Genomic DNA, 12,363 nt, shown 5'->3' with positions numbered 1-12,363 from the left:
AATCATCTTACTGATAAAAACAGCTATTCTGTATAAAAAGTTGCCTGAATAAATCTTTTTTTACTTCATTGATAAAATTATTCAGGATGCATTTTCCCTTTTTCCGGTCTTCTTTTTCCGGCTTCAGCATTTTCTTCCCCATCTGTTCTCCCTTCAATCTTTATTTTTGTCTCAAACTTAAAAGACAAAATATGAAGATAAACGTACATTCCATGCTATTATTAAGCCTTGCCGCACTACTTTCTTCCTGTGCTGCCGAAGGCAATGATAAAAAACAAGACCTTATTGTAAAAACAACACAAGCTGTTCCAGTTTCACATCAGGGTGACAAAGAATTCTCTTTTATTGCCCGACCTTTTCGCACTTCCGAGTTATCTTTCCGAGTAGGCGGTCCCATCGACCGTTTCGATGTATACGCAGGTAACCGATACCAACAAGGCAGCATCATAGCCGAAATAGATCCGCGCGATTTCCGCATCCGTAAAGAACGTGCCGAAGCAATCTACCATCAGGCAAAAGCGGAATTCGAACGTATACAAAAGTTATACGACAAAGGAAATGTTTCTGCAAGTACTTATGAAAAAGCAAAAGCAGACTATATCACTGCAAAAACAACTTTCAATACAGCTTCCTATGAACTGGAAGACACACGCCTTATCGCTCCATTCAATGGTTATGTGGGTGAAGTATATATAGAGAAATTTCAAGACGTGAAAGCAACCCAGCCCATCATTTCTTTTATTGATATAGACCAACTTAAACTGGAGATTTATGTCACTCAAGACATTGCCCGTGCAGCGCAAACACTAGATACAATACAAGTACGATTTGACGCCCAACCCGATAAAGTATATAATGCTAAGATAATAGAAATTTCCAAAGGGACTACCCGCAATAACCTCTCTTATCTGCTGACCGCTCTACTTCCCAATAAAGAAGGGAAATTACTGGCAGGTATGTCTGGTAAAGCAAGCCTAAATACCCATTCCGTTTCAACTCTTTCCCAAGGAGCAGCCATCCCTCAAACAGCCCTTTGCCATCGCCCTACAGAAGGAGATTATTTATGGGTAGTAAATTCCAAAACCCAACAAGTAACTAAGAGAAAAGTAAAGAAAGGGGATCTATTGCCAAACGGTTATGTATCTATCACCGAAGGCTTGTATCCTGATGAAACTGTAGCAAACAGTGGGCTCCGCTTCCTATCGGATGGAATGAAAATAAGTGTAGAAAACGAATAATATCACAGAAATAAACAATCATGAAACTCGTAAAATATTTTCTACAGAAGAAAGCAGTCACTATCTTGCTGTTGGTATTGATATTGGCCGGTGGGCTGTTCTCCTATATCAAAATGGGAAAACTGGAAGACGCCCCCTTTACCATCAAACAAGCACTCGTACTGACTCCGTATCCCGGAGCATCCCCCTCCGAGGTACAATCTCAAGTAACAGATGTTCTGGAAGAATCCATCCAATCTCTTGGTGAACTTTATTATCTGAAAACAGAAAACCGAACAGGACTTTCAAAAATAACCGTTTATGTAAAAAAGGAAATCCGGGCAGACGAAATGCAACAACTTTGGGACAAATTACGCCGTAAAGTAAATGATGTACAAAGCAAACTTCCCGCCGGAGCAGGTCCATCTGTTGTTAACGATGATTTTGGAGATGTATTGGGAGTTTTCTATGGACTGACTGGAAAGAGCCATACCTATCGGGAACTGGAAGACGAAGCCAAGATTATCAAAAACGAACTATTGAAAATAAAAGATGTTGCTAAAATAGAAATCTACGGAATACAGACACCTACCATTGACGTGTCTGTCAGCCCATCCGTCATGGCACAAAGCGGAATTACGACCTCGGATATAGCCCGCGCTTTCGAAGCACAAAACAAAGTGGTGGATGCCGGAGGTATTGATGCCGGACAAAATCGGCTGCGCATTGAATCCACTGGAAATTTTTATTCATTAGATGATATAAGAAACCTGACTATCGTATCACGCTCCGGTGAACATTTCCGCCTTGCCGACATTGCACAAATAGAAGAAAGTTATCAGACACCTGCCAGCAATCTGATGCGCATTGACGGTAATCCGGCCATAGGTATTGCCATCTCCACCGTCCCCACCGGAAATGTAGTGGATATGGCAGAAGCTGTGAAAAAACGCATTGACGAATTATCCCAATCCATGCCTGAAGGATATGAACTGACCTCTATCTACGATCAAGGATATGAATCAGCCGTTGCCAATCAAGGCTTTGTCTTGAATCTCATCATTTCCGTTTTAACTGTTATAGCCATTCTATTATTTTTCATCGGGTTCAAGAATGGCACGCTGATAGGTAGCGGACTGATTTTTTCCATCTTCGCCACTCTCATTGTCATGATGGCTTGCGGCATCGCACTCCAGCGAATGTCACTGGCCGCCATCATTATCGCCATGGGGATGTTGGTAGACAATGCCATTGTTGTGTCAGACTCCGCTTTAATCAATATGGAGCGTGGAATGCGGAAACGTGTAGCCATCATGCAGGCTTGCTCGACTACCGCCCTGCCCTTGTTGGCAGCAACCGTAATCGCTATTCTTACTTTCCTTCCTATCTATTATTCACCACATATCACAGGTGAACTGTTATCCTCATTAGTCGTGGTTATCGGAGTATCCCTGATGTTCAGCTGGGTGTTCGCACTGACACAGACACCTTTCTTTATACAGGAATTTGTCCGCCGCCCACGTCCCGAGGAACTGAAAGCGGCACTGTTTGACGGAAAATATTACAACCGTTTCCGCAATGCTTTACATTGGGTGCTCCGCCACCGGTCGGTCACCATCGGCTCACTGGCCATTATGCTGATACTCTCTGCCTGGAGTTTCAAATTTATTCCTAAAGTATTCGTACCCGCACTGGAAAAACAATACTTTACCGTAGATATGTGGCTGCCCGAAGGAACAAACATTAACGAAACAGACCGCATGGCAAGCAGTCTGGCAGACTATATACGCGGACACGAAGAAACAGAAATGGTTTCTACCTACATAGGTCGCACGCCACCCCGCTATTATTTATCCAATGTATCTTTCGGTCCTCAATCCAATTATGCACAAATACTGGTAAAATGCAAGACCTCCAAAGATTCAAAGGAATTACATGCGCTACTGCAAGACTCCATTCGCCAGAAATATCCCGAACCCCTGATAAAAGTGAACAAATTCGAGCTTAGCCCTTTGACAGAAGCCGTCATCGAAGCCCGTTTTCTAGGACCGGATCCTGCTGTACTAGATTCACTGGCAGGGAAAGCAATAGAAATCATGCGCCGCAATCCCAAAGTAGCGGACGCCCGCAACGAATGGGGCAACATGAGTTTAATGATCCGCCCTGTTTACGATCCGGTAAAAGCCGGAGCACTGGGTATCACCAAAGCACAAATGATGCAATCCGTCAAGTCTATCAGTGATGGAACTCCTGTAGGAATTTATCGGGATAATGAAAAGAAAGTACCTGTATTACTAAAATCGGAAGGGGTTCATATTACAGACGAGCGATCTTTAGGGGATTTCTCTGTTTGGAACGGGGAGCATTCGGCACCTCTGTCACAAGTAACGGAAAAAATTGAAACCACTTGGGAATTTCCGCAAATACGTACTTATAACCGTCAGTTATCCATGGCAGCCATGTGTGGAGTAAAACCGGGACACACCATGGCGGAAGTACACGGAGAAATACGAAAAGAGATAGAAGAAATAGAATTGCCCGAAGGATATACCTTCTTCTGGGATGCCCAATACAAAGACCAAGGCGAAGCGATGCAGGCCATTGCCAAGTTCTTTCCTTTGGCTTTTCTGATGCTCATTGTAATTCTTGTAGCATTATTCGGTAACTTCAGACAACCGGTCATTATCCTGTGTATCCTTCCCCTTTCCCTTATCGGGGTTGCCATAGGTATGCTGCTCACCGGATTCGATTTCGGCTTCTTCCCCATCGCCGGATGGCTGGGATTATTAGGTATGATTATTAAAAATGTGATTGTGTTACTGGATGAAATAAATATACAGCGCCGAAATGGAATCGCACCTTATACCGCCATCATAGAAGCTACAGTGTCAAGAACAAGACCTGTACTTATGGCAGCGACCACTACTATTTTAGGAATGGTTCCGTTATTGTTCGATATAGCATTCGGCGGTATGGCAGCCACTATTATTTTCGGACTGACGTTTGCCACATTGCTAACGTTATTCGTAACCCCGGCATTATATGCCATGTTTTATAAAATTAAGAGTAATTCTAAATATGCATCCTATGAAAAGAATTAATATACTGTTTATCTTTATTTTTAGTGTTCCGTCCGCTACTTTCTCCCAACAAAGTGATTTATTGGAAAAGTACAGGTCGATGGCTGTGGAATACAACCACGACCTGAAGGCGGCGGATAAACACATCTCTGCAAGTATCGAACTGGAAAAAGCCGCCCGAAAAGATTTGCGTCCCAAACTTTCGGGTGATGCCAACTTTCAATATACCGGCAACCCCATCCAGCTCACTCTGGACTTGCCCAGTATGCAAAACCCACTGACGTTCGAAGGCAAGGACATGAAATATGGTGCCTCACTTACCCTATTACAGCCGGTCTATACAGGCGGGCGTCTGCTGGAAACCATCCGGATGGCAAAACATCAACATAGTCTGGCAGCACATCAGGCGGAATACTTTCGTTCCGCCCTGTGCTACCAAACCGATATGCAATACTGGAATACCGTAGCCCGTGCCGAACTTCTGCAAGTTGCTACCGACTATCGAAACTCTATCGCCTCACTCACCAAAACTATCCGTGAGCGAGTCGAAGCAGGACTAGTTGACCCGCAAGACTTGCTTATGGCAGAAGTAAAACTAAATGAAGCCGAATACCAATTACTCCAAGCAAAAAGCAGTTTGGAAACAGGAAGAATGGCACTTAATTCACTGATTGGCACGGCACTTCATGAAATAACGGAAGTGGAAGATACCATTCCTTCCATCGTAATGAATGAGCAGTTATGGAAGCAAGACGGTTCTAACCGACCGGAACTAAAAATAGCATACGACCAAATAGGCATAGCCGAAAGCTCAAAGAAACTGACTGACTCAAAATATAAACCGCAACTGTATGTCGGCATAGAAGGAAGTTACTCTTCACCAGGATATAACTTTAAATCCGACCTTGATCCCAACTATGCCGTTTATGCTAAGTTATCTGTACCTATTTTTGAATGGGGGAAACGACGCAACGAAAAACGGGCAGCCTCTTTCCAGATCGGTGCCGCGACTGATAATCTGCACCAAGTAAGTGACCATGTAAATCTGGAAGTGCAGACAGCCCGTGTATCCTTGTCTCAAGCAATGGAACAAGTACAATTAACTAGAAACTCATTGGAAAAAGCCCGCAAAAACGAACAAATGGCATTGGAAAGATATACAGAGGGGAAAGTATCAATAGTGGAAATGATAGAGGCACAAAACTATCGGCAGATTTCACAAACCAACTATGTACAAGCCAAAGTTTCTGCACAAGGACACTATTCCGCATTGCTGAAAGCTTTAAACAAATATTAGATAAAACCAACCATCATGAAAAGCATATTCTTCCATTCACCAAGGAACGGAATTTATCCGTACCTATAGTGAATGGAAAATATTAATTTAACACCTCTCCAGTCTATGATTATTCTGTAAAATATTGTAGCTTTGTTCACATGAAATGGAATGTTACATTATATGGCCTTTTATTCTCCGGACTAGGAGCATTTTCCTATCTTCTTCTAGCCAATTATTCCGATTTGTCACCCCATGTGGCAGATATGCTATTTTCCAAAGGTGCTTTTATCTTCTTCATCACAGCCTTCAATATTCTTGGCTACTCAACGTTGCGGCTCAGTTCCTGGCTAAACAGTCAATATGCATTGAATATCCGCAAACGTTGGAAAATTATTACCATTTATATAGCCGTAACTCTTCTGTTCTTTCTTTTGAATTATAGTTTATTGATTGTCGGAAAACTTCTGGTAGGTTCCTACAACATATTTATTTTCCCAAATGGCGGCTGGCGCATCCTCTTTCTGGTATGGTTGGTGGAGTTAGTTATTGTAGGACTACTTTTATCTAACCGTTCTATTCAGAACACATTAAAACTGCAACAAGAAGCTGCCGAACTTCAAAAAGAAAATAACACAGCCCGTTACACCGCCCTGCAAAACCAACTCAATCCACACTTTCTGTTCAACAGTCTTAACACGCTGATTGCAGAAATAGAATACAATCCCGCCAATGCAGTCCGCTTCACTAAGCATCTGTCCAGCGTTTACCGCTATGTCCTTCAAAGTCAAGATAAAGTCTTGGTACCTTTAAGCGAAGAATTGGAATTTATGAAATCCTACCTCTTTCTTCACGAAGTCCGATTAGGAAATTGCATCAGTTACAAATGTCATCTTCCCGAAGACTATCCTGAAGCCATGCTCCCGCCACTAACTTTGCAACTGCTGGTAGAAAATGTCATCAAGCATAATTCCATCACCTCAAACAAGCCTATGCAAATTAATATAGAAATTGAAAATTATTACCTGACAGTAAGTAACCCTATCCAACCTAAAAAGAGTAATGACACCTCTTCGGGAGTAGGATTGAATAATCTTTCCAACCGTTGCAAACTACTGCTCGGCGAAGGAATCATTGTCACTAAAGCAAACAATTTGTTTACCGTAAAAGTACCTTTAGCATATGAATAAACTAAACGCAATCATTATAGAAGATGAAGTGCCAGCAGCACGTTTGTTACATTCCATGATTACCCGTCTGCGCCCGCAATGGACACTGACCATTATACCGGGCAGTGTGGACGAAGCTGTGGCTTGGTTTAAAGATAATCCACAACCCGACCTGATCTTCCTCGATATCCAATTGGCAGATGGAAACGCATTCGATTTCCTTTCGGCCGTGCATCCTTCCTCTATAATTATTTTTACAACTGCCTACGACCAATATGCCATCCGCGCATTTACAGTAAATAGCATAGATTATATACTGAAACCCATCGACGAAACACGTCTGCTCGATGCCATCATCAAATACGAAACTTTACAAAACAAAGGAATCTCCCGCCCCCAAGAATATCTGGATACATTGCTGGATACCCTGCAACATAAAGAAAGACGTTACCGTACACGCTTCCTTATTTATGGAGCCGACCGTTTCTGGTCTCTTCAAGTAACGGACATAGCCTATTTCTATTCTGAAAATAAAATAACTTTTGCCGTCACCCAAAAAGGACAAGAACACATAATCGACCTGTCTCTGAATAAATTAATGGAACAGTTGGACCCAGAACAGTTCTTTCGCGCCAACCGTCAGATTATTATCAGCATTGCTTCCATAGACCATGCCGAACCTTATTTTAATGGCAAGATAGTAGTCAGTGTCCTTCCTCCTTACAAAGCCCAAATCACCATCAGTGAAGAAAAACTTTCTTCATTCAAGCTTTGGCTTAATTATTAAGAAATGAAAAAGGAAGATTAAACACTTACTAATCGGTAAACATGATAGCCTCAATGCATATACCTTGTTTATTGATAACACACTCTATAGTCGCTGCCGGAAGCCGGAACTCCAACATATGCGCATCGGGCAAATAGGGACATATATATCTTTGTGAATCAGGATGAAATGTTCTGATACACAATTCCGAAAATCCAATAAAGCCCCTTACTTTAAAATAATTAAAGCAAGATTGCGAAAACGGCAAAAAAGGAGGTCTATTTTCTTTCATTAGTCTTTGCAATAGATTTATGTTACTCATGTCAAAAACATGAACTTATCATAAACAAGCGTGTGTCCGAAAGGTTTATCAAAAGTTCCATTTCTTCCGCCACAATATAAAAAAGCAGTCCGGCACAGATATTCATCCATATGTCGGACTGCTTTTACACCATATTATCCTTCTTACTTATTTCTAAAAATTGGAATCTGAACATTGAACGAACTCCCATCCTGTTTCATATTCAGTGGAGTAATGGAACAAGCCGAATAAAGCACAATAGGTTCATCATTTTCATCCAATAATAACTGAGGACGTTCCAAACGATCTACCTCTATCCGCTCTCCATTCTTCAGAATTATTTCTTTATTCATAAACAAAGAATGTTCGGGAAGTTTCCAATGTATACCATCTTCAGAATACATGATGGCCAATCCCGGCTTACCTTTTGTAAATCCTCCCGTAAAATCTTTAAATACAGCATAGAAACAATTGTCTTTCCGGTGATACCATACAAACGGGTCTTCCGCATTCAATTTCTGGTTATCCCCTGTTTCAAACTCAAATACATAGTCATCCTGCACAATAAAAGGACCTTCGGGAGCATCGGCTATGGCTACTCCATGCACACCACGCCAAGTAGGGTCATAAACATTCCCTTTAAAGTAAAGATAATATTTCTTTTTCAAAGGATGATATACCACTGCCGGATTAACTAAAATGAGATTATCAGGCTTGGTTACAGTACCTTCAGGTGAGGGTTCCAGTACATTATCAGGCTTCACCCGTGTACGTGGAGCAAGCAAAGGTTGCTCATTACATGAAAATTTACCTTCCAGTAACTCTTTTATGGAATTAAAACACAGCACCCCCAACTTTTGATTTTGTTGGAGTCTGTCTCTTCTGCTTAGTTGTCCCTTTACATGAGCATTCTCACCCGGATCTACCGTAGCACAATAATACAAATAGTACTTTCCGTTATATCTCTTGATATGGGGATTATGAACCGACTGTGCATCCCATGAACAGTTATCCGGACGATATCCATCCTTATTATACACAATACCTATATCCTTATATCCCCCATAAGGAGAGTCGGATACAGCTACTCCAATCATCGAACCCAGCAACCAAGCGTCTATAAATCTAGGGTGCTCCGGTCCTGATTCCATAGCGGAATAAAATAAATAATACTTTCCATCCTCCTCTGCCTGAATAGCCGAACCACACCAAATAAAATGACTTTTCAACGAGAAAGCGGAGAAACCGGAAGGAAACTCCGAATCGCCCCGTTGAATAAGTTCTAAATTTACCGGACCGGTCTGCCAAGTGTGTTGCGCCCACCCCTGCAACAAAGCAAGGAAGACGAAACAAACAAATAGCATTTTTCTTCTCATATTCATCACAAACAGATCATTCATTACTGATTTTCTTACAATAATTTATTCCCAACACATCATAATGTTGCCGGATGCCCTCCAAACGAGTACAAAATTTTCCATAATCTTTATGTTCCTTTTTGCTCCATGCCACCTCGGACAAAGCCGCCACGCGCGGATAAAGCATATACTCCATCTCATCAAGCGCAGACATATACTCCGTCCATAAATTAGCCTGTACTCCTTTTATATGTTTGGCCTCATCTGCAGTCAGCGCTTCGGGAACCGGATGATAATTATAAACTTTTTCCAATGTAATCACCCGATTGGGGTTCCCAATTTTCCTTCCATTCCCCTTAAACTGGAAACAATTAAAATACATATAAATATTAGGAGACATAATAACATCATATCCGGCTTTTGCCGCATGGATTCCTCCCTTTTCACCTCTCCATGACATCACGGTAGCACGTTGCGGAATACCTCCCTCCAAGATCTCATCCCAACCGATAATTTTCTTTCCTCTGGTATTCAGATAGTTCTCAATCCGATTGATGAAATAAGTCTGCAATTCAGCCTCTTTTGTCAAATGTTCCTGCTTCATCCGTTCCTGACAGTGTACACAATTTTTCCAACGGATACGAGGAGCCTCATCCCCGCCCAAATGAATATAGCTGGAGGGGAAAAGCTTCACCACCTCATCCAGAATATCCTGCATAAAAGTGAAAGTAGACTCTTTGGTACAATAAATATCATTGAAAACACCCCAACGGCCTTCCACCTCAAAAGGCCCTCCGGTACAGGAATATTCAGGATATGCTGTCAGTGCCGCCACGCTATGTCCTGGCATTTCTATTTCAGGAATAATTTCCACAAAACGCTTCTTGGCGTATGCCACCACTTCTTTGATATCTTCCTGTGTATAAAATCCGCCATAACGCTTAGTGTACCACTCTGTAGGATTATCCCACATATATCCCACAATCGTTTTTTTACGGTAACCTCCGACGGTAGTCAGTTTGGGATATTTCTTGATTTCGATACGCCATCCCTGGTCATCAGTCAAATGCCAATGAAGGATGTTCAACTTATGAAAAGCAAGCAAGTCAATATGACGCTTTACATCCTCCTTCGGAATGAAATGACGGGAAACATCAAGCATCACTCCGCGATAAGAAAATGCAGGCGAATCTTCTATCACTACACAAGGGATATTCCATTTTACTTTTTCCGTCACCAACTTGTCGCTTTCAATGGCAGAAGGCAATAATTGACGCAATGTCTGAAAAGCATAGAAGATGCCTTTAGGAGTCCTGGCGTCTATATGGATAGAAGATTGAGAGACTGTCAGCTTGTAGGATTCCTCATTGGGCAGAGATGTGTTAAGTCGGCAACGGATCACATTGGAAGAACGGGGAATAGAAGAGACCTCCAATGAGAACCCGGCAGCTGTATCAAACAAATCATTCCAAAAAGATATGGCATTGCGCATCTCCTCGTTATCTACAGACAAAGTAATTACAGTTTTGTCATTTACCGTAAAGTTGCCTCTTTTTTCGATGCACTTCTGCGGCATCGGAATAATGGATACCGATGCCTGCAGAGTGCCTAACAACAACACTAAAAATGAAAAGGTTAGAATTAATTTCTTCATGGTTTATTTTTTATTTGTTGGATAATTCGGACTATATAAAAGATTTTTATTGCGGATGACCAGTTTGCCGTCTTTCACCCATTCCTCCCCTCTTTCCTGCAAATGTCCTGCCATCGCTTTCCGCATCTTTTCCAATGTTTTTCCGGAAGCCTTGACTTTTGACAAATCATGCAATTCGTATAGGTCTTTTGACAAATCGAACAATTGTTCCTCACCAGTACGGAAAAACCAGATATACTTTATTTTCCCATCCGTCAAAGCACACCAATAATTATCCGCCCAATAAGCAGTGGAATGTTCTATATCAATATATTCACGCCAGGGAGCTTTCCCTTTTTCCAATAAAGGAAGTAAAGACAAACCGTCCATTTCTTTCGGAATCCGGCAGCCGTTCAATGCCAGGAAAGTAGGAAGCAAGTCGCGTAACTCCACCGGAGCTTCTATTTTTTCACCAGGTTCCAGGCTACTCTTCATACTTTCGGGCAGCTTTATAATAAAAGGAATAGCTGCCGATCCTTCATAAGCATACGTTTTACGCCACAAATGATGATCTCCCAACATATCGCCATGATCGGCCACAAAACATATCAGCGCATTGTCATACATTCCTTTCTTTTTCAGTTCATCCACAATACGCCCTACCTGCTCATCAATGAAAGTCACCGAAGCATAATAATACTTACGGGAATTCCGGGCATATTCCACTCCATAGTTCCCTATAGCCGCTTCGGGATTCTTTTCGGGATGGGCATCTATTGCAAGGTCTTTACACCAGTCACCTACCACGGGAGCAGGTATTTCTCTGCCTTCATACATATCCACTATTCGCCGGGGGGGATCATACGGGCTATGTGGACGGGCAAAAGATACTTTCAAGAACAAAGGCTGTTCAGAAGAATAACCTTTTATCGCCTCCACCGCCCTGTCTCCTGTCCATACGGTAGGATGCAACCGTTCGGGCAAAGCATACGCTTTCGCTTCGTGGGCGTTCCACTCCACCCCCGTACTGTCGGGATCCAGACCGAAAGCCTGCGTATTGAACCATTTACGATAATCACTCATAAAATAAGGAGACTCCACACGTCCGCTTTCATCCAGAATAGTCGCTTCGAATCCATGCAACACATTCTGCGGATGCCAATGCATCTTTCCTATTCCCAATGTGTGATAACCCAAGTCTTTCAACATCTGTGGCATTTCATAGGGATAATGATCCGCCACTTGTCCATATCCTAACAAGCCATGATGCCAAGGAGACATACCTGTCAGCATACCCGCACGTGCCGGAGTACTGCTTGGAGCAGCCGTATAGGCATTGCAAAATAAATGCCCATCGGCTGCCAAGCGATCCACATTTGGAGAAATCACAGCTTCATTTCCCGCACACCCCAATGCATCCCAACGCTGTTGGTCAGTCATTATTAAAATGATATGCGGTTGTTTCTTTTCCGGTTGTGCAGCCTGCCCAGGCATAGCGGACAAACCAAGGCTACCGGCCATACACCATCCTATATAGTTATACTTTTTCATTACTAGCCAATT

The 12,363-nt window shown here is 42.3% G+C and carries 8 protein-coding genes; 5 read left to right on the top strand and 3 right to left on the bottom strand.

Annotation, left to right across the window (positions count from 1 at the left end; all coding sequences use genetic code 11):
* The first annotated feature begins 191 nt into the window (after window positions 1–191).
* The 5 genes from RE317_RS04290 to RE317_RS04270 all read left to right on the top strand — a co-directional run bounded on the left by RE317_RS04290 (window position 192) and on the right by RE317_RS04270 (window position 7,529).
* On the top strand, window positions 192–1,238 hold the full coding sequence (locus tag RE317_RS04290; protein WP_032939466.1) for an efflux RND transporter periplasmic adaptor subunit: 1,047 nt from the start codon (window positions 192–194) through the stop codon (window positions 1,236–1,238).
* Between the two features lie 20 nt (window positions 1,239–1,258).
* On the top strand, window positions 1,259–4,318 hold the full coding sequence (locus tag RE317_RS04285; protein WP_008669542.1) for an efflux RND transporter permease subunit: 3,060 nt from the start codon (window positions 1,259–1,261) through the stop codon (window positions 4,316–4,318).
* Window positions 4,305–5,594 carry a TolC family protein gene (locus RE317_RS04280; protein ID WP_005851717.1) on the top strand — a complete coding sequence of 430 codons (1,290 nt, stop codon included), beginning with the start codon at window positions 4,305–4,307 and terminating at the stop codon, window positions 5,592–5,594. Before RE317_RS04285 ends, RE317_RS04280 begins: the two co-directional genes overlap by 14 nt.
* 140 nt (window positions 5,595–5,734) lie before the next feature.
* Window positions 5,735–6,763 carry a sensor histidine kinase gene (locus RE317_RS04275; protein WP_005851718.1) on the top strand — a complete coding sequence of 343 codons (1,029 nt, stop codon included), beginning with the start codon at window positions 5,735–5,737 and terminating at the stop codon, window positions 6,761–6,763.
* Window positions 6,756–7,529: a LytTR family DNA-binding domain-containing protein gene (locus RE317_RS04270; RefSeq protein ID WP_005839310.1), complete on the top strand. Its 774-nt coding sequence runs from the start codon at window positions 6,756–6,758 to the stop codon at window positions 7,527–7,529. The genes RE317_RS04275 and RE317_RS04270 overlap by 8 nt, the downstream gene beginning before the upstream one ends.
* Before the next feature lie 444 nt (window positions 7,530–7,973).
* On the opposite strand, the gene RE317_RS04265 is transcribed toward RE317_RS04270, so the two are convergent.
* The 3 genes from RE317_RS04265 to RE317_RS04255 are packed head-to-tail and all read right to left on the bottom strand — an operon-like array spanning window position 7,974 to window position 12,351.
* Window positions 7,974–9,209 (bottom strand): glycoside hydrolase family protein, encoded by a 1,236-nt coding sequence (locus RE317_RS04265; RefSeq protein ID WP_008781837.1) that lies wholly within the window; start codon window positions 9,207–9,209, stop codon window positions 7,974–7,976.
* Window positions 9,202–10,821, bottom strand: a complete 1,620-nt coding sequence (locus RE317_RS04260; protein WP_008781836.1) for a beta-N-acetylhexosaminidase — start codon at window positions 10,819–10,821, stop codon at window positions 9,202–9,204. The genes RE317_RS04265 and RE317_RS04260 overlap by 8 nt, the downstream gene beginning before the upstream one ends.
* Window positions 10,822–10,824: 3 nt before the next feature.
* Window positions 10,825–12,351, bottom strand: a complete 1,527-nt coding sequence (locus RE317_RS04255) for an arylsulfatase (protein WP_032939481.1) — start codon at window positions 12,349–12,351, stop codon at window positions 10,825–10,827.
* Window positions 12,352–12,363 lie beyond the last annotated feature (12 nt).

Source organism: Phocaeicola sp. GP0067 (genome assembly GCF_031119655.1).
Taxonomy (GTDB): domain Bacteria; phylum Bacteroidota; class Bacteroidia; order Bacteroidales; family Bacteroidaceae; genus Phocaeicola; species Phocaeicola vulgatus.
Note: the sequence above shows the minus strand (reverse complement) of the source record. Positions and strands in the feature narration are given on the sequence as shown.

Bases quoted from the DNA above. Each gene is read 5' to 3' on its own strand.
- RE317_RS04290 (WP_032939466.1), top strand. From the start codon at position 192: ATGAAGATAAACGTACATTCCATGCTATTATTAAGCCTTGCCGCACTA.
- RE317_RS04285 (WP_008669542.1), top strand. From the start codon at position 1,259: ATGAAACTCGTAAAATATTTTCTACAGAAGAAAGCAGTCACTATCTTG.
- RE317_RS04280 (WP_005851717.1), top strand. From the start codon at position 4,305: ATGAAAAGAATTAATATACTGTTTATCTTTATTTTTAGTGTTCCGTCC.
- RE317_RS04275 (WP_005851718.1), top strand. From the start codon at position 5,735: ATGAAATGGAATGTTACATTATATGGCCTTTTATTCTCCGGACTAGGA.
- RE317_RS04270 (WP_005839310.1), top strand. From the start codon at position 6,756: ATGAATAAACTAAACGCAATCATTATAGAAGATGAAGTGCCAGCAGCA.
- RE317_RS04265 (WP_008781837.1), bottom strand. From the start codon at position 9,209: ATGAATGATCTGTTTGTGATGAATATGAGAAGAAAAATGCTATTTGTT.
- RE317_RS04260 (WP_008781836.1), bottom strand. From the start codon at position 10,821: ATGAAGAAATTAATTCTAACCTTTTCATTTTTAGTGTTGTTGTTAGGC.
- RE317_RS04255 (WP_032939481.1), bottom strand. From the start codon at position 12,351: ATGAAAAAGTATAACTATATAGGATGGTGTATGGCCGGTAGCCTTGGT.